This is a genomic window from Aquimarina sp. 433 (genome assembly GCF_054054605.1).
Map to the genome: position 1 here is coordinate 1 of NZ_JBSWZK010000013.1, position 23,337 is coordinate 23,337.

Here is a 23,337-nt window from a genome sequence, read left to right on the forward strand (position 1 = left end):
TACTTGAGCAACTACTGATAATTTAAAGCCTAAATTATAATCTCGTTGTGTACGCTTCTTCCTTGGTTCTTCTGAATGTGTCATAAATAAGTCTAAATTACGTCAACTTATTTCAGGACGAGACATAATTATAAATAAAAAAGTCAGACTTTGTAGGTCTGACTTTTTTATTTATAATTTTTAATAAGTATTAAAAAACTCCTCTAAATATGTTCCAAGTGTATAGGATTCTGGAATTTCCATCTTCTTTTTAATTCTACTTCTAGAAGTTTTTACAGTATCAGCAGAAACTCCTAAAATACCAGCAGTTTCTTTAATTGATAAATTAAGTTTTGTGAAAACACAATATCTAATTTCGGTATTGGATAATTGAGGATATGCTTTTTTAAGTTGGGTGATGAGACCGGGATATCTAGATTCTACTCTATCTTGAATTGCAAACAGATCATCACCTGACATCATTAACCCTCTCAATTTGTCCTTAAGGTTTTTTATTTGGGGGGTTGATTTATCGAACTTATCAATTTCAGTTTTTAACTCTTCAAACATTTTTTGGCGATTTGTTATTGCTGCAACAGTCATATTCAATTCGTTTTCTCTTAGTTGGATCTTATCTTCTAATAACTTCTTCTCTGTTTTCTTGAGTTTAGTTAATTCTTTATTTACTCTTATATTTTTTATTAATAGAAAAAAACACAAAACTCCTATTAGGGATAAAAGTGTCACTCCAATTATAATATTGAACTGTCTTTTATTTTTCGTAACCAAAAGCTTATTCTCTATATCCAGCTGTTTATTCAAAAGTTCTTCTTCAATTAGCTTAAAACCTATTTCGTTATTTTTGATTATTTCCTTATTATTTAAAATTGTTAAACTGTCTTTAATCGCATAATACTTATCCTTGCTTTCTTTTGCTTTTTTCCATGAGTTTTGTTTAGCATATACTTCGGAAAGCTTATGAAAACTATCCATATTCTTTCGATCATCTTTTTCTCTCTCTATGGATTTTAAAAAAAGTATCTCAGCATCTTGTAATTTATTCAACCCTAAATAAATCATACCCAAATAAAAATCTTTGTCCCAATTATACTCCTCATTTACCAAATGGTATATTTTTTCCGCTTCTATATTTTCATTTTGGAGCAAATAAACATCACACATGCTTTTAAGGATATCATTTTTAATCAATTCTTGATTATTACTCTTAGTTAATTCTAAGCCTTTATCTAACCATATTAAAGCTTCATCAAACTTTTTTTGCCTTTTGAGATTCAAAGCAATATTCTGATGTAGTTGACTATAATGAATCGAAGCAGAATCAAAATTTGGATCCTGTAAGATTTTTATGTAGTATTGATGAGCCAGCTCATAATCCCCCAACAAACTATAGGTAGATGCTATATTTATTTGTAATGCCCTTAATATAGTTTTATGTTTATTGGAATCCTGTTTTTTATAAAAATCATATGCCTTTAAATTTACTTCTAGGGACTTTTCATAGTTCTTAATTTTCCCATAAATACTTCCTAAAGACAAATAAGAATTATGCAATTCTTTATCCAAATTATTCTCTTTACAAAGTTTTATAGAACGATTCACATGATAAAATGCACTATCAACGATATCATGCTTTCTATAATAAAAGCTTAATATCATATGTGCTTTACTCATTCCAACAAAGTATTCGATATCCGAACTCATATCTAAAACTTCCTTTAGCTTTTTAGGATCATTATAATTTTTGTCTAATGAAGATATTAGGCTATCAATCCTTTTCGCTTTAGAAAGATTATTTTCTTTCTGAGCTAACGTAAAATTGGATATAAAAAATAAAAAGAAAAACACTTTCAATATTCTTTGAAAACTATTCTTCTTCCTATGTACAAATGTTGTTTTAATAATTAACTGATTTAATTTTAAGAACGACTTGAAATAAATTAGATACTTCCCTCCTTTAAATAAAGAAAAATAACTGACTTTATTTTTTAAAAAGTAACACTAACACAAAAAATAAAAAGCAAAACACTGATTTTCAAACATTTAATATCTAAAAAGTTTACAATGTTTACATTTTATCAACCTCAGAATATGAGTTTGATTACATCAAATCAACCTATACAGTATAAAAAACAACAATCACCAGTGCTAAATTTGCAATCTAAAACGACGATCTATAATTAAATCCAGAATTAATTATAAAAGTCTTTTCATCAAATTATATGAACCTTAAACTAATAAATTATTAATTAAATTTTTCTAGCGCAAAATACAATCTTTCCTACCCTAGTATTAATTCGCAAATTACTGCAAGTCCTTTAAAAACAAAGATTCTTTAGCTAAACAACATCTAAAGATACTCTGTCACTATGTGTAAATACCTAAGAGGTATACATATTAATACTAACGTAAACAAATGCCATGAAAAAAATTAATCTAAAAAGATGTATTCATTTTTTACTGACCCTTATCTGCTTCTCATTTTCTGGAAAAGCTCAAATGTTGGATATGAGTGCAATTATTCCAACCAATACTGCTACTCATAAAGTAATGAATTCTGGATATTGGGACGATCCTAACACTTGGGATTCAGGAACGGTTCCTGGTTTATCCTCTATTGTAATTATACCTCAAGGAAAGTATGTAACCTATAACGTCAATAGTAATGCTCACATATTCGCCATACGAAACGATGGTAAAATGATTTTTAGAGCTCCAGCAGGTGCTAGAAGAAAACTAATAGTAGATACCTTTTTTTGTGGTATGATGTCAGAATTAGATATCAAAGCTGATCAACCAGCAGATGGTACTATTGATATTCATTTTAAGGCATTCGATATTGAAAAAAAGAAAAATGGTCAAATTGGTGGAAGTCGATGGAATGCGCAAGCTAGAAGTCATTATTCTGATGGAAAACGAATGAACGATCATTTTGGAAATCGATTATTTACTGATGGACCTGGAGTTTTAGGTAGATATGAATGGGACCCAACACAAGCTTCATTAGGGTTGATGACTATGGGAATAGTGAATATTTTTGGTAAGGAAAAAACTCCATTTTTACGAACTACCAGACCTACAGCGAGAAGAAGAAATAAAACAACTCTTGAAGACACTCCTATAAATTGGAATATAGGAGACGATGTGGTTTTATCAGGTACTCAAGGTATATTTAGAGTTAGAAATGATGGTATCAGAACACAGGATGAAGAATTCGTAATAGAAGCCATCAATGAAGCGACCAATGAGGTAACTTTTAACGCGCAAACAAGAAACTCGCACCAAGGAATACCAGAGGCCAACCTTTTTTGTCACCTATCAAATTTAACCCGAAACATTACTTTTAAATCCATAGATTTTACCGATAACAATAACAATATAAATGATGACATTACCCGTCGTGGTCATACCATGTTTATGAATACTACCAATGTTAAAATTCATTTTGCAGCATTCAAAGATCTTGGTAGAAGTAATAAACATAATATCCTTGATGATTTTAAATATGACTTAAGAAAAACAGGTGAGTTAGATGAAGATGGAAAGCCATTTGTTAGAATACGAAATTTTGTTGAAGAAAAAGCCCTACCTCAGAATATTGAGAATCAAAGAGGAAGATATGCAATGCATTTTCATAGAATGAAAGATTCTCAAACCAGAATGGCAGAAGCGCATGGATTGGCTGTTTGGGGTTCTCCTGGTTGGGGTATGGTACATCACGATAGTCATGCTTCTTTTGCCAATAATGTCGTTTATTTTATCGATGGATCTGGTATGGTTGCAGAAAGTGGTTCTGAAACTGGAATCTGGGAAAACAACCTAGTTACAACTGCAAGACCAGATGGAAGAAACTACTACTTTGCCGACATGGATCGAGATGCTCCTTCAGCTCTAAACTCTATTGTATCAGATTTATTAGATGATGATTTTAGAATTGGTGAAGCCTATGGATTACAAGGTAGAGCAGTAAGAATGGTAAATAACGTAGCTGCTTCATCAAGAGAAGCTTATGCCTATGATGGTGGAGGAACAGTGCTAAGCATTAGAGATAAAGTAAGAACCAACGTATATCCAGAAAACCTTTTTCCTCTACAAGATTATGTAGATCCAGCAGCTGCACCATTATTAGAATTCAATAACAATGAAGCATATGGATGTAGTAGTGGATTTAGATCCAAAGATAGAGCTGCTCAAGCTTTTCATCACAGATTGTCTATTATAGATAACCACACTACATGGAATACAGGTAGAGCCATGTATATTACCACCAATTTTGGATATATGGTTCGTAACGGAAATTATTATAATGGCGACAGTGCGGGTCTTATAGGTGGTGACTTGGATAATCTATGTTTGGTAAATACAACATTTCATAATTGGAGAGGGGATGGATTTACTGATGGTCGTGGAACCGATTCCAACCCTCAACATAAACTTAATTTTATAAATGTAAAAATCCCCGGATTCGATAGAAATAGAATCTATAGACAACTAGACCGAAGTAATGAAAACATATATAACGCTTCTGTATTGGATGCCAATGTAGATGTAACTTTTACCAGAGGTAGTAATATGGATACTAAAATTAACACAAATACAGGCGATTACACTGCTGTGGTAAATGGAATGATAACTGATCGATTAGGAACGTACCCTTTTGGACATGCATATGCTAGGAGATTCCCAACCATTAGAAATAGAACCTATGATTTCAAAAACAAAGAAACTCTTGAAAATTATATAAAAACTTATGGTATAGAAGAAGATGATCTAGGTACTTACACTACTCTCACCGAATTTATAACAGATAGAGGAACGGGTGAGACTTTTGGTATAGATTTTAGAATCAATATTATTGGACTTGATGCTGAAGATTACAGAGATAATAGGGCTCCAGAGCTAACCATGATTAGCCCTAATGAAGATGAACCATACTTTGAAGGTGATAATCTTATTGTTCGTGCGGAAGCAAATGACCCAGATGGAGAAATTAGAGAGGTTAGACTATATCTAAATGGAGAATTAATTCGTATTGATACAGAAGCGCCTTACGGATGGGGTGGAAATCCAAAACTACAAAATCTAGCTACCGGAAACTATCGAGTACGAGTAGTTGCCATTGATAATGAAGGATTAAGAACTAAAAAAGTTATGATAATCCAAGTGTTACCAGAATCATTAAAAGAATCAGGGTTTGGTGATCAAAGCAATAATGAAGCTACTTTAATGATATCTCCTAATCCGGTTAAAGGTACTTATGTCAATATATTTCAAAAAGGAAATTGGTATTTACGACTGTATGATATTACGGGAAAACAAATCATGAATCTAAATCCAGATAATCAAGTTATTAGCTTAGATATTTCTAATTTACCTAGCGGAGTATATATTCTTAAATCCGATAAAACCAGTAGTAGGTTTATTATTCGCTAATTTCAAAAAATTAAAATTTAATATTAAAAAAACCGAATGTAAAAACATTCGGTTTTTTTGTCCCCACTATTATAACTAACTATTAGAATTTCCCCCAAAATTCTAATAAATTGTTTCTTCCTTTTTTAAATACCAGATTTATCTGTGTATTGCGTGGCTACAAGCCTTCGGAAGTTCTCTTAAAAATTTTTTTAAAAACTTGAAATTAATACGAAATGGTTTCATAGTATCTTGTGTAAAGTTGTTTAATAGAATTTGGATTTTAATATGGTGTAAAACTAACTGCTCTAATGATCTTGCGAAATAGGTGAAAACACTTGAATTTCGTCTTTACGTATAATTTGCCTCTTATTACCTATGAATAGCGTGGCTGCTAGCTTTAGGAAGTTCTTGTAAAAAATCTAAAATAAAACGGAAGTTAATGCCTAATAAGTTCATAATATTATCTGTGTAAATGGTGAATATCTCTTTATTTATATTTCTGGTACAAATATACTTCAGGAAAACACACAGCACAATGGGGGAAAACACCCGAAATTCATAGTGACAATCCCCCTTTATAAAACAAATAATTGATAATCAGTTGTTTAAAACCATTCAATAATTTTAAAAAACAAGATTTATTATCTAAACTTTAATACTATCTTTAAAGTAACAATCATATCAACCAAAGTGAACTACTAAAACTAAGATCTAAAAAATGAAGCAGTTATTTCTTCTATTACTTTTAATATTACAATTAATCGGATGTAATCAAAATACATCGGAAGAAGTTAAAACTGATACAGAAAACCCCAACTACATAAGTCATCGTAATTTATTAAACACTGAATTCGCAAAACATAATTTCAAAACCGAAAAGCAGTGGGATAGTCTACACAAGATCTCAATTAAAAAGAAAAATCATCCAAATAGTACACTGCTTCCAGGTGTACGAACTTTTGGATGGCATATCTATCCAAACGGATCAATGTATAAAAATTATAATTTTTCATTGTTATGGGGTGTTTCCTATTTTTCTTATGAAATACAACCTAAAACAGGAAGTTATAAAAACATTCATCAGTGGAAAACTACTGCTCTTATAGATAGTGCAAAAACAAAAGGATGTAAAGTTTTTTTATCTGTTTCGAACTTTGGAGCTAAAAACAATCGTATTTTCTTAGAAAACAAAAAAGCTCAAAAAGTATTAGGAGATAGTTTAGCTATTCTATTAAATCAGCGATCTGCAAATGGAATAAATATTGATTTTGAAGGTGTTTCTAGAAAAAACAGAAAGCAATTCTCTCAATTTATTATCAATATTTCTAAACATTTGAAAGAAGTAAATCCAAACTACCAGGTTTCTTTATGTCTTTATGCAAAAGATTGGAATGATATTTTTGATATTAATGCTATAGATACATATGTTGATTTTTATACTTTAATGGGATACGATTACTTCGGAAGTTTTAGCAAAATTACCGGTCCTGTTACACCATTTGCAAAAACCAAAAAATTTGGAAAAGGATTACAATCTTCTATTGATTATTATCATAACAAAGGTGTACGTTTTGACAAACTCATTGTAGGATTGCCTTATTATGGTGCAGAATGGTATACGAAAAAACCAAAAATTGGAAGCATAGTAAATACATTTAAATCGCATCCGCGCTATCACACTATTAAAAGCACCTATATAGATTCATTAAAGATTCCTGTCCAATTTGATCCCAAAAGCTCTTCTAGTTATATCGTTATGAAAGATTTTAATAACGAGGAATACAGACAGCTTTTTTTTGAAGATGTGAAATCTTTATCTATAAAATATGATTGGATTAAAGAAAAAAAGATTTCTGGTATTGGTATTTGGGCTTTGGGATATGATGAAGGATACGATGAGTTGTGGGATTTGATAGCAGAAAAATTTTCAAAATAACTGAACATCTATAAACGCATACGGCATTTTTTGAAAAATATTTGATAGCTATTTCATTTTGTGAAACAGAAAAGTATCTTCATTTTTGTAGTTAATAAATCTCACCTACCATTAAAACTACAGTATCTATAAACAAGTTCTCTAAGGCACCTGTACAAACAAAAAAAAGAATCGAAATCTTAGATGTTTACAGAGGTTTTGCAATTCTTGGAATTTTTGTTGTAAACATAGTTATCATGAATTCCACTTTTCTAAATCAAGACGAATTCGCTAAACAATGGACTTCTATTATAGATCAAATTTCCGAAAAAATTTTACAGCTATTCTTTTACACAAAGTTTTTCCCGATTTTCTCTTTATTGTTTGGTCTGGGGATTTCGATGCAGGCCATTAAAATGTTAGACAAAAATATGTTGTCATTTTCTTTTTTTAGAAGAAGAATGCTCTTTTTATTAATTATAGGTGTTTTACATATAATTTTGTTATGGTCCGGAGATGTACTCAACCTATATGCTATATTAGGACTATTTATTACATTATTAATAAAAAAATCAAACAAACTAGTCCTCACTCTTTCTACTATCTTTCTATTATTTCCTTTTTATGATCTACTTTTAGGTTTTTTGTTTGATCTTATAAACTTCAGACCTGAGACGTACTTAATAGAATATACTGGGACTACAGTAAATCAAATCATAAAGAATGGTACTTATTTTGAAGGAATGAAATTACGATTGCTGGAATATCTTTCTAATATTCCTATGCTTTTTGGTTTTTTAGCACCTGTAGCGATATCAATGTTTCTTCTAGGTTTATACATCGGAAAAAACAAAATCCATGAAAATTTAGATGTTTTTATAATTAAGATTAAAACACCAATGTTATTAATTACCATAATTTCTAACATTTACAGATTAGTTTTTCTTTTTATACTTCCAGAATATGAGGTTTACAATAATGAATATTTCAGACCAATATTCATAAAACTAATGGTACTTTCTGATGTGTGTATGGGCTTATTTTACCTTTGGGGAATTGGATGGCTTTGGTACTATTCTAAATTAAAGAAGATTTTATCTCCCTTAAAATATGCAGGAAGAATGGCATTAACCAACTATATTATACAAAGTTTAGTAGGTCTTATCTTATTTAGCTCTGTTGGTTTTAAACTTTACGAAACTCTAAGCCCATCTGCTGCATTAGGAACAGCATTTATTGTTTTTATCTTTCAGCTGATACTTAGTAAAGTATGGTTAAGTTATTTTAGTTTTGGTCCTTTAGAATGGATTTGGAGATGTGTTACGTACAAGAAAGTATTTCCAATAAGAAAAGCTTCATAAATATTAAACCCAGCTACTAATGTAACCGGGTCAATATTTCGTAAAGATTATTTTTCTTAAAGAATTGATTAACGCCTAAACCATTACGGCACTAGTGGCTGAAACCTTTTCTAGTGCTTGCTCAAGATCCCAAATCAAATCATCTGCGCTCTCTACACCAATAGATAATCGTACCAACTGATCTGTAATATTCATTTGTTGCCTTTGTTGCTCATCCACTCCTGCATGTGTCATCGTTTTAGGATGCTCTGCCAAACTCTCTGTACTACCTAAACTTACTGCAAGTTTCATTAACTTCAGATTGTTAAGAAACATAAAAGCTTCTTTTTCTCCACCTACGATATCAAAAGATACCATAGCACCAGGAGCAGAACATTGTTTCTTATAAATACCATGTGCCTCGGTTCCTTCTTCTAACAAACCTAAATAATACACTTTCTCAACTTTGGGATGCATGTTTAGGTAATTTGCTACAACTTGTGCATTCTTTGTCTGTTGATCCATTCGTACTTTTAAGGTTTCTAAACTTCGTAACATCAACCAAGCGGTATGAGGACTGACCATATTCCCTAAAAACGTTCTTAATGTTTTTACGCGAACCATTAATTCAGCATTTCCTAACACCGCACCTGCAATTAAATCACTATGTCCTCCAATATATTTAGTTGCTGAATATAATACCAAATCTGCACCACATTGCAAAGGATGCTGCCATAACGGTCCCATATAGGTATTATCTACAGCTACTAATGCTTTTTTATCTTCTGAACTATATTTAGAAGCAATTTGACTAAACTTACTAATATCTACAATATCATTTGTAGGATTGGCAGGTGTTTCTAAATAAATCATAGCCAACCTATCAGCCTTACCAGATGCATCGATCATCTTTTCTACTTCTTCAATACTCTGATTGGGCATAACACCAATCGTATGCACTCCTATTTTATCTAAGAAATGATGTATAAAATGATCTGTTCCTCCATATACTGGATTGCTATATACTAGTAGATCTCCAGGTTTTAAGAACTCTAACAAAACAGTGCTTATCGCAGACATACCACTTTCGAAAACAGCACAATCGTCTGCTTTATCCCAAAGACATAATCTATTTTCTAATATTTCTAAGTTTGGATTGTTAATTCGACTATAAATTAAACCTAATTCTTCCTTCTCAGATTTTTCTCTTAAACCATAAGCTAATTCAAAAAAAGCTTTTCCCTCTTCTGCTGTTTTAAAAACAAAAGTTGATGTTTGAAAAATTGGACATTTAATTGCTCCTTCAGATAATTCAGGTTTATAACCATATGTCATCATTAAGCTTTCTGGACTAAAATCATGTTCGTTCATCTGTAGATACCTTTTCTATTATTGATACATCTATTAAAAAGAAATATTCCTACTTCTTAGCAGTATAAAATTACCAAACAAAGAAATAAAATCCATAAATAGATCAATATTTAGAATTTAAAATAAAAAAAATGATTTTTAAAAGAATAATATTCTATTTTTAACTTGAAAAACATCTACTATTAGAAAAAAAATATGGATACAACAGATCGATCAATCCTTAACTTATTGCAGAAAAATGGTAAAATTACCATTAAGGAGATTGCAGAGCGACTAAACCTTACTACTACCCCAATATTCGAACGAGTAAAAAAACTAGAAAAAGAAGGTTATATAAAATCGTATAAAGCGATACTAGATAGAAAAAAGGCAGGATTACAACTTATGGTATTCTGTAATGTTACCTTAAACCTTCATCAAACGGATTATCTTAAAAAGTTTGAGAAGGATATTCAGCAATTTCCAGAAGTTGTAGAGTGTTATCATGTTGCTGGAATGTTTGACTACCTTATTAAAATCTATGCAAAGGACATGGAAAGTTACCAACACTTCCTTTCTAATAAATTAGCATCTTTAGAGAATATTTCTAAGGTACAAAGCTCCTTCGTAATGACAGAGGTAAAAGACTTTTCTTTTCTCCCAATTCCTTAAACTATTATATAAACGTTAAAATACAAACTCAAAAATAGAATGATTTATACCTTTGTTTGATAGACACACCTTTTATTACAATGAATTCAAAAGTTCCTTTTCTTTTACTTTTTACTTTTATTAATATTTTATCTGCTCAAGATGATACAGAACCTCAAAAAAGGACTTTTCATTCCGAAACAAAAGTCGTTATTGACAATGATATCTTTGCAGTTTTCAGAGATTCTGACAGATATTATTCTTATGGAATTGGATTAGAGTACGCTTTCAAAAAGGAAAAATTCTTAGGCTTACAAAAATTATTTAAAACCAAAAAAAACGTTTTCTATTCAATAGGTTTAAAAATAGAAGGTTACACACCTTCTGGAGTTCGCGAATTTGCTTTGACACCTGAAATTGAAGATCGAGATGATTTTGATCGTCCATTTGCAGGATTATTATATGCAACCCTTGGCGCCACTTATACTTTTGAAAGATCTTTCGTTAAATCAGAAATTTTAACAGGTATCATTGGACCTTCATCGCAGGTAGGAGCAATACAGGATTGGTTTCATGAAAATATCACTGGAGATCCTATCTATGATGGTTGGCAATTTCAATTAGAAAATCAATTTATATTAAATTTTAAAAGTTCTTTACTATATGATTTCAATCCTTCTGCTAAATGGTTTCATATCTATGCAGGAGGAACAGCACATTTAGGAAATTTGTATATAAGGGCTGCACCTACTGCAGGTTTTAGAATCGGTAAATACAGAAGTATTACAGAGTCTAGCGGTTTTCATAATTCTATATTACTACCAAAGAAAAATTCCGAACTATTTTTCAAATTTAATGTAGAAACTCGTTTTGTAGCTTATAATGCAACCATACAAGGAAATATATTCGACGACAAAGCATATGGAGTGGATGAGCTTAACAATATTTCATGGCATCTTAGTAGTGGATTGTTCTATTCTTTGAATAGATTCTCAATCAACTTCATCTATTTATGGTCAACAGGAGTATTAAATGATACTGAAAATCATGGATATGGAACATTTAACGTAGCATACAGATTTTAAGAGCATAAAAGAAACTATCCCATAATTTTTACCAAAAGTTCTTTTAGAATATCTCCGGGAGGAAGACTGGCAGCCCCTACTCCTTTACTCTTTACATCAGCTTCTCTAAGAAGTGCTATAATCTGACTCACTTTTTTCATTGGATAATTTCTACTGGCATCAGAATAGTCACTAACAAAGTAAGGGTTTATTTTTAATGCACTGGCTACACTACGCTGTGATTTATCTGCTAAACCATGATATTGTAGCACCTGAGAGAAAAAACTATACAGTAACGAAATAGTAACTACCAGTGGATTATCCTTTGGATTCTGAGCAAAATAATTGATAATTCTATGTGCTTTAACAATATCTCGGGTTCCTATAGCCTTTCGGAGTTCGAAATTATTGAACTCCTTACTAATCCCAATATTCTCCTCTATTTGATCCGCCGTAATGGGTTGACCTTTAGGTATAATTAATTTTAACTTCTCTAATTCATTATTGATCTTGTTGAGATCAGTTCCTAAAAACTCTACTAACATTTGTGATGCTTTAGGGTCTATGGTATATTTAGATCCCGCTAACACTCTTCTAATCCAATCTGCAACCTGATTTTCGTACAATTTCTTGCTTTCGTAGATCACACCATTTTTAGCAACAATTTTGTATAACTTCTTTCGCTTATCTATCTTCTTGTACTTATAACAAACGACTAAAACCGTTGTCATCTGAGGATTCTCAGCATAGTCTGCTAATTTTTCTATTGTTCTCGATAGATCTTGAGCTTCCTTTACAATAACTACCTGTCGTTCTGCCATCATTGGATATCGTTTTGCATTAGAAACAATATCATCAATGGTAACATCGCGGCCATATAAAACCATTTGATTAAATCCTTTCTCTTCTTCGGCTAAAACATTTTTATCGATATACTCAGAAATCTTATCTATATAATAGGGTTCCTCTCCCATTAGAAAATAGATAGGTTTAATGTTTCCATTTTTTATATCGCTTACGATCTGTTTTACTTCATCCATTCAGAAAAAATCATCAAATTTGTGGTATGCAAAAGCTTAATTTTCCAGCATATCAATTTCGATTCAAAAGTAGCGAAAATAAAATTTCTATTTTCGACAGAATTCGCAAAAAATTCATCATCCTTAATCCAGAAGAATGGGTTCGACAGCATACTATTCAGTATCTAATCGAAAACAAAAAATACCCAGAAAGCTTGATTAATGTGGAGAAACTAATTAAGGTAAATGATTTAAATAAGCGTTATGATATTATCATTTTTAATCCAGATGGTAGTATTTATTTAATCATAGAATGTAAATCCCCAACTGTAAAAATCACACAACACGTTTTTGATCAAATTGCTCGTTACAACCTGGCGCTTAATGCAGAATATCTTATGATCACTAATGGGATGAATCATTATTATTGTCAGTTGGATTATGTAGAAAAACGGTATAGTTTCCTAAAGGATATTCCCGATTATAAATAGTTATTTAGTATTATTTCTTTTTAATTTGCACCTGTGAAAATAGCTATCGTCATATTAAATTGGAATGGACGCTCCTTATTAGAGCAATTTCTACCTTCGGTTTTAAAATATTCTAAAGAAGCAAAAGTCTACGTTGCTGACAATGCATCTACTGATGATTCAGTAAGCTACTTGCATACTTCTTATCCAGAAGTCACCGTTGTACAAAACGAAGTAAACGGAGGTTATGCTAAAGGTTATAATGACGCGTTAACAAAAATTGATGCAGATATCTACTGTTTATTAAATAGTGATGTAGAAGTTTCTGAAGGTTGGCTTACTCCTGTCATTAATACTTTTAAAGCTTCTGAAAAGGTTGCAGCAGTTCAACCTAAAATTCTTGATTACAAGAAAAAAAATTACTTTGAATATGCAGGGGCCGCTGGTGGATTTATTGATCAATTTGGATATCCATACTGTCGAGGAAGAATTTTTGACACGCTAGAAGAAGATCTAGGACAGTATGATGATGAACGGGAAATATTTTGGGCTAGCGGAGCTTGTCTTTTTATTAGGCGAAATGTTTTCGAAGAAATGGAAGGTTTGGATGAAGATTTTTTTGCACATCAAGAAGAAATAGATCTTTGTTGGCGAATACAAAATAGTGGTTATCAGATCAAATATGCAGGACAGTCTAAAGTATTTCATTTAGGTGGCGCTACACTGGATGTAATGAATCCACGAAAAACATTTCTTAATTTCAGAAATAATTTATTAATGATTCTAAAAAATACTTCTGGAATGTATGGCTGGTTCATTATATTTGCAAGACTTTTGTTAGATGGAATCGCAGCTTTAAAATTTGTATTTGAAGGAAAAACCTCTCATTGCCTAGCAATTCTTAATGCACATTTCAGCTTTTACAAAAAACTGCCAACTTTTGTTAAAAAACGCAAAAAATCAGGGGCTAAAAGGAAATATTATACTATTTCTTCCGTTGTATGGCAGTATTATATCTTGAATAAAAAACTATTTAACCATTTGTAAGGTTATATTGATTAAATAATTGTTAATACAACGACATTACGTCACAATTTTAATAATTTTGAGTCTCTATAACCAGAATAAGACTAAAAACACGTTTTCTAATGAAAAAAGCAATGATTATCGGAGCTTCTATGGCTGTTTTATTATCTTCTTGTGTATCACAGAAGAAATATGCAGATCTAGAGGCTAAACAAAAAGAAACACAAGATTTATTAAATACAGCCACAGTAAAATTAAATAGCTGTTTAGAAGAAAAAGCTAGCGAAAGTTCTGAACTTAAGGTTTTAAGAGATCAAGTAAATAATCTTAAAAACCAAAATTCTGCTTTATTAAACAATGTTGGTAATCTTGCAACTTTATCAACTAAAGAAGCAGAAAACTTAGAAAGATCTTTAGAAAGTATTAAAGAAAAAGATCTTCAGATCAAGACTATGAACGACGCTTTAAATAAGAAAGATTCTGTTACACTAGCCTTAGTAACAAGTTTAAAAGGAGCACTTGGAAACTTAGCAGATGAAGATATTGAGGTAAATGTAGAAAAAGGTGTAGTATATGTTTCTATTTCTGATAAACTTTTATTTAAGAGTGGAAGCTATAACGTTTCTACCAGAGCAAAAGAAGTATTAGGAAAAGTAGCTAAAGTAGTTAATGACAAACCAGACATCGAATTTTTAGTAGAAGGACATACTGATAATGTGCCTATTAAAAACAAAGTTTTATTAGATAACTGGGATCTAAGTGTGAAAAGAGCTACATCCGTTGTGAGAGTTTTACAAAACGAATTTGGTGTAGATCCAAAAAGAATGACCGCTGCAGGACGTAGTTATTATATCCCGGTAGCAGATAACTCTTCAGCTGCCAATAGATCTAAAAATAGACGTACTAGAATAGTTGTACTACCTAAGCTTGATCAATTCTATAATATGATAGAAGATGGTATGAAAAAGGCTACTGAAGGTGGTAACTAAAAAATAATAAAGTATTTTTGAAAAAGGGTTAATCGTTACGTTAACCCTTTTTTTAATTTTGTAGAAAACAAATTGGTATAAAAATTGAATCTAAATCAACCAAAAACTTAATTATTTAGAAATCAATTCATATTTATAAAATATAATGAGAAAATTATCTATCCTCGTACTTTTTCTTTCTTTTATAACTGCAAATGCACAAAATAAATCCAATACTTCTATTGGAGAAAATGAAAAATTAGTATATACCGCTTCTTATAATATGTCTGGCTTATTAACCAACTTAGCTCAGGTAACCATGCAAACCACGAGAGTAAATACTGGAAAGAGTAATTACCTGCGCTTAAAATGTAATGCTGCTACGTATTCTAAGTGGGATTCTTTTTTTAAGATCAGAGATGTATATGAAGCTTATGTTAATCCAAGTAATTTAAAACCGTATTTATACAAAAGGGATATCAATGAAGGTGGTTACATCAAAAAAGAAAAATATGTTTATAGTTATAAAAAAGGAACTATAAAAGCTACTATGCAAAAGAAAAAGGAACCTAATACCAAAACGCTGAAAATGGGTTCTAACACTTATGACGTAGTTTCTACATTATACCATATCCGAAACATGGATATTGAAAAGGCTCCTGTTGGTACGAATCAAAAAATAACCATATTGTTTGATAGAAAACCTCAAACTGCATATCTAAAACTACTTGGTAAAGAAACAATCAATACCAAAACAATGGGTAGTAAAGAATGTTACAAAATAGCTGTAAATAATAATCAGCTTAAAGGAACTAATAAAAATATTGTATATCTTACCGCAGATGCGAATAAGGTTCCCGTGCTAATTAAATTTAGTATTCCGGCTGGTACAGGTCAACTAACCTTAACTCAGGCTTCTGGTTTAAAAAATTAATCATGAGAATTGTATTATTATCAGTTGCAGCAATTGCAGCTTTTCTAGGGATTATTATGGCAATACTTCCTTTTGGAACTATTGGAGTTTTGCCAGGAGTTGTTGCGCTTATTGCTGGATTTGGAGCTTATTATTTCTCCAAAAAAAATGATAAACCCCAAAAATTATCAATACTCTTTCTAACAATAGGAATATTAGTGGCTATAGCTAGTGGCTCTAAATCTTTTTGGGTAAAAGATGAAGTTGCTGTGGATACTGAGTTTCAACAGAAGGAAGAACAAAGTAAAGAAGAGGCTATCGAGGAACTCAAGGAAATTGAAAGTGAGTTAGAAGAAATTGAAGGAGATCTCGAGGAAATAGAATCTGAATAAACAATTCCTGTTGTAATTAAAGAGGTATCCCAAATAACTACTATGAATTTAAAGTATTTGGGCAATAAAGTTTTAAATAATAACTACCAACATATTAGTTGGATATATAAACAAATTCAGTTTTTGACAATCTCGTTTTAAGGTATCAAAAACTGAATTTGTTACGCTAAAGATTCATCTCTATCTCCCCTAATACTTCTTTCATAGGATTTACTATTTTATAAGTTCTATAATCAATGCAGAATTTTTGGATATTGCAATGTGATCAAGATTGCTAATCAACTTATTATTTATAATATCCTTTCCACTAGTATATCCATTTAGCGACTTCTCAAAACGTTTTAAATCAAAATCATTATAATTCTTGTTACTATTATTTATGATGATCATGGTGTTTTCGGTTTCTGTATATCTAAAATATACATACACGTTATCCCTAGGTTGATAATGAGTTAATTTCCCATTATGTATAGAAGATGCTGTTTTTCTCCAATTTAGAATTGTCTTGATATAGTTAAATACTGCTTCTTCTTCAGCTGTTCTGCCCTCTTTTGTAAAAGCATTTCTTTTATCATTTTTCCAGCCACCAGGAAAATCTTGCCTTACTTTTCCATCGGGACGTCTGTTTTTCATTAAAATCTCATCTCCATAATAAATTTGAGGTATTCCTCGTGTAGTTAATGTAAAAACCATACTAAGTTTTAGCTTGTCTACATTTTCATTCAATAAAGCTAATAAACGATCAACATCATGATTCCCATTGAAAACTTTGTTATTTGCAGCATTTCCATACACAAAATCCTCTGCTAAGGTCTTATACAATTCCGAGATGTCACCATCTTTTCCAAAAGCTCTGATTATAGAGTAATATAAAGCATAATCACTAATGCTACTAACATGAGGAGTATATCCATCTCTATTTGACTTATCATTATTCCAATATGACAGATAAGAAGCTCTTTCAGCCCATGTTTCTGCGACCATATAAAAACCTGGGTATTCTGTAGTTAATGCTTTCATCCAGTTAGACATAGCATGTTTACTTGGATACGGATAGGTATCCAATCGGATTCCATCAATACCAGCATAAGTAACCCACCAAATAGAGTTTTGTATCATATAGGTTTCTAAAAACGTATTCTCTAGATTCAGGTCTGGTAAGTTCTTATCAAACCAACCTCTAGTTAATAGTTCATAATCATCAGGCGACACATATGGATCAGAAGAAGCGATATTGGTAAAATTACTTCTTGTAAAAGTATCCCACTGATTTAACCAATCTTTAGATGGCAAATCATTCATCCACCAATGTCCAGAACCACAATGATTAAACACCTGATCCATAATTACTTTCATTCCCTTTTTATGAGAAACATCTACGATTTTTTTATAATCTTCATTGCTTCCAAATCGCGTATCTGTTTTATAAAAATCAGAAATTCCATATCCATGATAAGAATATGCAGATTGATCATTTTCTAAAACTGGATTCAACCATAATGTAGTAGCTCCTAATTCTTCTATATATGTTAAGTTATCCAAAACACCCTGTAAATCTCCTCCATGTCTTCCATTTTCATTATCTCTATCTACTTTTTCCAAGGTTTCATCCGTAGAGTCATTGGTGATATCTCCATTTGCAAAACGATCTGGAGTAATAAGATATATAACGTCTTCTGATGTAACTGCCTGACCATTATGAACTCTTTGTGGTTTTGGTTTTAGTTCATAAGCATATTCAAAATTTTCTTTCCCATTTTTGAATTTTATAATTACATCTCCTGGTGTGGCTTTCTTTGAAATGGTAAGGTTTAAAAATAGATAATTCTTATTAGCCACCTTGTTTACGCTTCTTAACTCAACATTTTTATTAGATATTAAAACATCATAATCTGCTACATTTTTCCCGTGTATTAATAGTTGTACATCAGGATTTACCATATCTACCCACCAAAAAGGCGGTTCTACATGATCCAGTTGTTTTACCTTTTGGGATAAAACACTTATAGAGATCAATAATAGTGTACTCAACGAAAGAAGAGTTTTCTTTGAAAAAGTTTTCATCGTTTGTAAATTGTTTTAGTGTTCAAAAGAAATGGACCAATCCAACTTTAAAACAATAGTTATGAGCATCCATTTAAAATGAAGTTTTTAATTATTTCATCTTCAATAAATGAGCTTTTTAAACTATTATCAATTTTGTTATACGAATGATTTTATGATAGGGACAGAAAACTACGAATACCGTATGCACTATTAACTATATACTATTTTCGTTGAATCTTGAGAAAGAACTGTTGTTTGTATAAGATTAAAGGTTATCCGTACTGATTTTTATTAAATCTTTGATTTTTTTTAGATTTTAGTTTATAAGTTCAAATGAAATATGAGGCATATGCTGATAAAAAAAATATTTTCCAATAAGATTCTTAGACATATTCTTTATTGGATTTGTTTAATCATATTTTTTGGTATTACCTGGGGTACTTACGATAATGACTACGCAAGATCATTCACTATACAAACATTTAGCTTGCCCGCAAGAATGTTATTGGTTTATATCACCATCTATGTATTACTACCTAAGTTTTTTAAAACGAAAAGATTTGTACTATTTATTATATTCTATGTTATCACCTTATTAGTTGTTAGCACCTGTATTCAAAGACCAATCATCTACTTTTATGTACAACCAAACTACCTTCCTGGATGGCAAAGCGAAGGGTACTTTACTATTACTGAACTGGTAAATACTATTTTAGATGTAAATATTGCTGCATTAGTTCCATTAGGAATTGTTTTTTTTAGGTTTTACTTTAATGCACAACAAAAAACACTAGAATTAGAAAAAGAAAAAATCGAAGCTGAACTTATACAACTTCGCAATCAAGTACATCCGCATTTTTTATTCAATACACTTAATAATCTCTATGCCCTAATCCTTAAAAAGTCAAATGATGCAGAGACCGCGGTATTAAAATTATCTAAATTGATGAGATATATGCTGTATGAGGCTAATACCCAAAAAGTTTCTCTTAGTAAAGAAATAGATTATTTAAAAAATTATGCGGATCTGGAAAAATTAAGATTTGGTAATTTTGTGGAGATTAGTTTTCATTATGAAATGGATAACGATTATCAAATTGTTCCTTTTTTATTAATTCCTTTTGTAGAAAACGCGTTTAAACATGGAACTTCTTCTTCGGAAAAATCATGGATTGTAATTTATCTAAATGCAAAACAAAATAAGTTAATAATGCAGATTGAAAATTCAAAATTCCCTGATCATAATACCGAAGAACAATTTATTGGTGGGATTGGCTCCAGAAATGTAAAAAAGAGATTAGATTTACTATATGCCGACAACTATTCTTTGCACATAGAAGATAATAACCAATCCTTTGAAGTGGTCTTAACATTAAATTTTACGTATCAATCTTAGATGAATCCAAAAATTAAATGTCTTATCGTAGATGATGAACCGCTAGCTCGAGAAATAATAGAAAATTATATTGCTAGAATAGATCAACTAGAATTGGTACAATCCTGTGCAAATGCTTTGGAGGCATTTCATAGTATTACTAATAGCATTATAGATCTGATTTTCTTGGATATTCAAATGCCAAATCTAACTGGGATCGATTTTTTAAAAGACATTCAGCCTATACCAAATGTCATTTTTACAACAGCGTATAGTGATTATGCGGTAGATGCCTTTAATCTTGAAGCAATCGATTATCTACTAAAGCCTATCGAATTTTCCAGATTTTTAAAAGCTATTAACAAAGTACTTAAACTTTCTAAAAACGATACTACTCAAACCAACACCTTAGAGACGAACAACTCGAATATCTTAAGCGATTACAATACTACTTTTATATATCTAAAGGTTGAAAAGCAGATGCAAAAAATCTTTCTAAAAGATATTCTTTATATCGAAAGTCTGAAAAACTATATAAAAGTAAAAACACTAGAAAGAGAAATTATCGCATATAAAAGCATTAGCCATATGGAGGGTATTCTTCCTACTAGCAAATTTCTTAGAGTACATCGTTCTTTTATAATCGCAATAGATCATATAAACTCTTTCTCTACCAGTGAAATAGAACTTAGAAGTCTAAAAATTCCTGTTGGTAGAAACTATAAATCCAAGGTAAAAGAAACTCTTGGATACTTTTAAAATTATTACGCGTTTAAAAATTCGTCAGTATCTAATGAAAAATCTTTAATATCAAAAGAAATCTCTTTTAATCCATCAGAAAAAGAAACCACAAAAATCGCTACTACTACTAGATAAAGTTCTGCTATTTTTTTCATAATTATAATTTTAAAGATTATTATCTAGGTTAAATTTACACTGAATATCAATAGTTTAAAAGCTCTAAATTGACCAATATCTATTCAATATTAACCTATCAAAATCTATGGCATAAAAAAAGCAGCGTGGTTAGCGCTGCCTTTTTATCTAGTGGTTGAGTTAATAAAACAATTAAATACTAACTTTCTTTATAAAGGTTCTGTCTTTTAAAGAGAAGTAGAACTGATACTCTCCTTTTGGCATTTTAGAAAAATCATATGTTCTTTTAAATAATGAATCTTCATTACCAGTTACTTCTTCTAATAATCTGAAATCGCTATCATAAATCGTAAGATTTAATGGTGATTTTTCAGTATTATTAAACATTACCTTAATGATATTGTTATCTGTCTTAACTAACGGTTTGAAAACAGTTACCGCAGATTGGTTTACTAAAGACACTCCTTTTTTGTTCTTTAATAAAGGTGTTACCTTAATTTCATATGGAGTCTCTGTCTCTACAAAATAGATTCCATCAGAAACATTACTAAGGTTAAAATACTTTTGATAGCTTGGAGTAGCATCTAACGTAACATTAAATAATACTTCTCCGTCATAATCTTTTAAAAATAACTTTTCTCCTTTTTCTACTTCAGTCAAGGATACATTAACCATTGACGAATTTGTGATTTCAACTGAAACTCTTCCTGCAGCATTAGCAATATTACTTGTAATGATTACAACTGCAATCAGGCATACATTAATTACTCTTCTCATAACTTTAGGTTTTTGTTGTTGTTAATAATTTACACTGCAAATATAAAACGGTAAACAAGTGTATAAATACATCTATATTTGCATATATATGTTCTATTTTAACCTACACATATACTATGAAATCACCTTAAAGTTAATTTAACATATGATTTATAATATTTTACATTTAATTAACAAAATAGATTTTTTATCTTTACAAAATAATTATAAAGAGAAAATTCCCCATTTATGAAAAAGAATATAAAACCTGCCTTAGAGAAAATAGTTCCAGAATTTGGTAGTTCTTTCTTCTATGAAAACTTCTCTCAGGAAAAAATGAATAAAGAACCAATTTGGCACTATCATCCTGAAATTGAAATCGTTTATGTAAATGGTGGAGCTGGAAAACGCCAAATTGGTAGTCATATGTCCTATTACAGAAATGGCGCATTAATGCTTATAGGATCCAATCTACCTCATTGTGGTTTTACAGATAAATTAACGCTGAATAAAAGTGAAACTATTATTCAAATGTTACCTGATTTTCTTGGAAATTCCTTTTTCGACATTCCAGAAATGAGTGGCATTAACCAATTATTAGAACAAGCAAAAAAAGGAATTGTTTTTCATGGTGATACCAAAAGAAGAATAGGTGCACGTATAGAGGCTTTAGGATTATTAGATCCTTTTGATAGGTTATTAGGTATACTTCAGGTGTTTAAAGAAATGCAACAGACAAAGGATTATTCCATTTTAAATGCGGAAGGCTTTATAATTGAAACTTCATTACAAGATAATAACCGTATCAATATGATCTTTAACTTCGTGCAAGAAGAATTTACGAGACAAATTCCGTTAGAAGAGATTGCTGATAAAGTAAGTATGAGTGTTCCCGGTTTCTGTAGGTATTTTAAAAAGAATACAGGCAAAACGTTTATTCAGTTTGTGAATGAATATAGACTAGTACACGCTGCTAAGCTACTTCATGAAAAACAAACGAGTATTACGGATATATGTTTCGAAAGTGGTTTTAGTAATTTTTCACACTTCAATAAACTGTTTAAACAATTTACAGGCAAAACACCAAGTACTTATAGGAATGAATTAAAATACGTGATTTCTTAAATTACTTAGATAATATCTATAGTACCTTTCCCTTCTCTGACTAAAACTGGCTCAAATCCAGTGAGATCAATTATCGTAGAAGCAATATTGCCACCATATCCACCATCGATAACCATATCCACTAAATTATCCCATTTTTCTAATATCAGTTCCGGATCTGTAGTATATTCTATGACCTCATCCTCATCATAAATAGAAGTAGAAACAATAGGATTACCCAACGTTTCTACAATAACTTTACAAATGTTATTATCAGGCACCCTAATTCCCACAGTCTTCTTCTTTTTAAAAACGGTAGGTAAGTTATTACTACCTGGAAGAATAAAAGTATAAGGTCCAGGAAGCGTTCTTTTTAGAAGTTTGAATGTCCTATTGTCTATTTGTTTCACATAATCTGACAAATTGCTAAGATCGCTACAGATAAATGAAAAATTAGCTTTGGCTAGTTTAACACCTTTAATTTTAGCTACTTTTTCTAAAGCTCTGTTATTGGTAATATCACATCCTAACCCATATACCGTATCTGTAGGGTAAATTACCAAACCTCCATCCCTAAGACAATCAACTACTTTTTTAATTTCTCGTGGATTTGGATTTTCGTTATATAGTTTTACTAGCTCTGCCATACCTATTATCAGT

The 23,337-nt window shown here is 30.8% G+C and carries 20 protein-coding genes; 13 read left to right on the forward strand and 7 right to left on the reverse strand.

The window, feature by feature from the left end; translation table 11 throughout:
• Nucleotides 1-180: 180 nt before the first annotated feature.
• Nucleotides 181-1,845, reverse strand: coding sequence for a tetratricopeptide repeat protein (locus tag ACWNT5_RS21380; RefSeq protein WP_456518529.1), 1,665 nt, complete (start codon nt 1,843-1,845; stop codon nt 181-183).
• A 573-nt stretch (nt 1,846-2,418) separates the two neighbouring features.
• Between ACWNT5_RS21380 and ACWNT5_RS21385 the strand changes: the two genes are divergently transcribed.
• From ACWNT5_RS21385 to ACWNT5_RS21395, 3 genes are all read left to right on the forward strand, one after another.
• A complete protein-coding gene (locus ACWNT5_RS21385; protein ID WP_456518530.1) occupies nt 2,419-5,430 on the forward strand; it encodes a T9SS type A sorting domain-containing protein in 3,012 nt (1,003 codons plus the stop codon).
• A 700-nt stretch (nt 5,431-6,130) separates the two neighbouring features.
• Entirely contained in the window at nt 6,131-7,348 is a 1,218-nt protein-coding gene (locus ACWNT5_RS21390) for a glycosyl hydrolase family 18 protein (RefSeq protein ID WP_456518531.1), read from the forward strand.
• Nucleotides 7,349-7,584: 236 nt separating this feature from the next.
• On the forward strand, nt 7,585-8,688 hold the full coding sequence (locus ACWNT5_RS21395; RefSeq protein ID WP_456518532.1) for a DUF418 domain-containing protein: 1,104 nt from the start codon (nt 7,585-7,587) through the stop codon (nt 8,686-8,688).
• 75 nt (nt 8,689-8,763) lie between these two features.
• Here the strand turns inward: ACWNT5_RS21395 and ACWNT5_RS21400 are convergent, their stop codons facing one another.
• Nucleotides 8,764-10,038 (reverse strand): cystathionine gamma-synthase family protein, encoded by a 1,275-nt coding sequence (locus ACWNT5_RS21400; protein WP_456518533.1) that lies wholly within the window; start codon nt 10,036-10,038, stop codon nt 8,764-8,766.
• A gap of 195 nt (nt 10,039-10,233) precedes the next feature.
• On the opposite strand from ACWNT5_RS21400, the gene ACWNT5_RS21405 reads away from it, so the two are divergent.
• Both ACWNT5_RS21405 and ACWNT5_RS21410 read left to right on the forward strand, forming a co-directional pair.
• The gene (locus tag ACWNT5_RS21405) at nt 10,234-10,689 is read left to right on the forward strand and encodes an Lrp/AsnC family transcriptional regulator (RefSeq protein WP_456518534.1); all 456 of its coding nucleotides are present in this window, start codon (nt 10,234-10,236) and stop codon (nt 10,687-10,689) included.
• An 80-nt stretch (nt 10,690-10,769) separates the two neighbouring features.
• Nucleotides 10,770-11,753: a lipid A-modifier LpxR family protein gene (locus ACWNT5_RS21410; protein ID WP_456518535.1), complete on the forward strand. Its 984-nt coding sequence runs from the start codon at nt 10,770-10,772 to the stop codon at nt 11,751-11,753.
• Between the two features lie 14 nt (nt 11,754-11,767).
• Here the strand turns inward: ACWNT5_RS21410 and holA are convergent, their stop codons facing one another.
• Entirely contained in the window at nt 11,768-12,772 is a 1,005-nt protein-coding gene (gene holA, locus ACWNT5_RS21415) for a DNA polymerase III subunit delta (RefSeq protein WP_299602278.1), read from the reverse strand.
• 26 nt (nt 12,773-12,798) lie between these two features.
• Between holA and ACWNT5_RS21420 the strand changes: the two genes are divergently transcribed.
• The 5 genes from ACWNT5_RS21420 to ACWNT5_RS21440 all read left to right on the forward strand — a co-directional run bounded on the left by ACWNT5_RS21420 (nt 12,799) and on the right by ACWNT5_RS21440 (nt 16,520).
• Entirely contained in the window at nt 12,799-13,242 is a 444-nt protein-coding gene (locus ACWNT5_RS21420; protein ID WP_456518536.1) for a type I restriction enzyme HsdR N-terminal domain-containing protein, read from the forward strand.
• Between the two features lie 33 nt (nt 13,243-13,275).
• Complete coding sequence (locus ACWNT5_RS21425) at nt 13,276-14,268, forward strand: glycosyltransferase family 2 protein (RefSeq protein WP_456518537.1); 993 nt, start codon at nt 13,276-13,278, stop codon at nt 14,266-14,268.
• A gap of 101 nt (nt 14,269-14,369) precedes the next feature.
• Nucleotides 14,370-15,236 carry an OmpA/MotB family protein gene (locus tag ACWNT5_RS21430; RefSeq protein WP_299602285.1) on the forward strand — a complete coding sequence of 289 codons (867 nt, stop codon included), beginning with the start codon at nt 14,370-14,372 and terminating at the stop codon, nt 15,234-15,236.
• A gap of 145 nt (nt 15,237-15,381) precedes the next feature.
• Nucleotides 15,382-16,149: a DUF3108 domain-containing protein gene (locus ACWNT5_RS21435; protein WP_299602288.1), complete on the forward strand. Its 768-nt coding sequence runs from the start codon at nt 15,382-15,384 to the stop codon at nt 16,147-16,149.
• A gap of 2 nt (nt 16,150-16,151) precedes the next feature.
• Nucleotides 16,152-16,520, forward strand: coding sequence for a hypothetical protein (locus ACWNT5_RS21440; protein ID WP_299602290.1), 369 nt, complete (start codon nt 16,152-16,154; stop codon nt 16,518-16,520).
• A 213-nt stretch (nt 16,521-16,733) separates the two neighbouring features.
• Here ACWNT5_RS21440 and ACWNT5_RS21445 read toward each other — a convergent pair whose 3' ends face one another.
• A complete protein-coding gene (locus tag ACWNT5_RS21445; protein ID WP_456518538.1) occupies nt 16,734-18,584 on the reverse strand; it encodes a glycoside hydrolase family 13 protein in 1,851 nt (616 codons plus the stop codon).
• A 331-nt stretch (nt 18,585-18,915) separates the two neighbouring features.
• On the opposite strand from ACWNT5_RS21445, the gene ACWNT5_RS21450 reads away from it, so the two are divergent.
• Both ACWNT5_RS21450 and ACWNT5_RS21455 read left to right on the forward strand, forming a co-directional pair.
• Nucleotides 18,916-19,962, forward strand: coding sequence for a sensor histidine kinase (locus ACWNT5_RS21450; protein ID WP_299602295.1), 1,047 nt, complete (start codon nt 18,916-18,918; stop codon nt 19,960-19,962).
• Nucleotides 19,963-20,700, forward strand: coding sequence for a LytR/AlgR family response regulator transcription factor (locus ACWNT5_RS21455; protein WP_299602298.1), 738 nt, complete (start codon nt 19,963-19,965; stop codon nt 20,698-20,700).
• Nucleotides 20,701-20,705: 5 nt separating this feature from the next.
• On the opposite strand, the gene ACWNT5_RS21460 is transcribed toward ACWNT5_RS21455, so the two are convergent.
• The gene (locus tag ACWNT5_RS21460) at nt 20,706-20,837 is read right to left on the reverse strand and encodes a hypothetical protein (RefSeq protein WP_299602301.1); all 132 of its coding nucleotides are present in this window, start codon (nt 20,835-20,837) and stop codon (nt 20,706-20,708) included.
• Nucleotides 20,838-21,009: 172 nt separating this feature from the next.
• Nucleotides 21,010-21,594, reverse strand: coding sequence for a hypothetical protein (locus ACWNT5_RS21465; RefSeq protein ID WP_299602303.1), 585 nt, complete (start codon nt 21,592-21,594; stop codon nt 21,010-21,012).
• Between the two features lie 228 nt (nt 21,595-21,822).
• Here ACWNT5_RS21465 and ACWNT5_RS21470 point away from each other — a divergent pair, with 228 nt between their 5' ends.
• Nucleotides 21,823-22,698, forward strand: coding sequence for an AraC family transcriptional regulator (locus ACWNT5_RS21470; RefSeq protein WP_299602305.1), 876 nt, complete (start codon nt 21,823-21,825; stop codon nt 22,696-22,698).
• Nucleotides 22,699-22,703: 5 nt separating this feature from the next.
• Here the strand turns inward: ACWNT5_RS21470 and ACWNT5_RS21475 are convergent, their stop codons facing one another.
• Entirely contained in the window at nt 22,704-23,324 is a 621-nt protein-coding gene (locus tag ACWNT5_RS21475) for an L-threonylcarbamoyladenylate synthase (RefSeq protein WP_299602306.1), read from the reverse strand.
• Nucleotides 23,325-23,337: the final 13 nt, after the last annotated feature.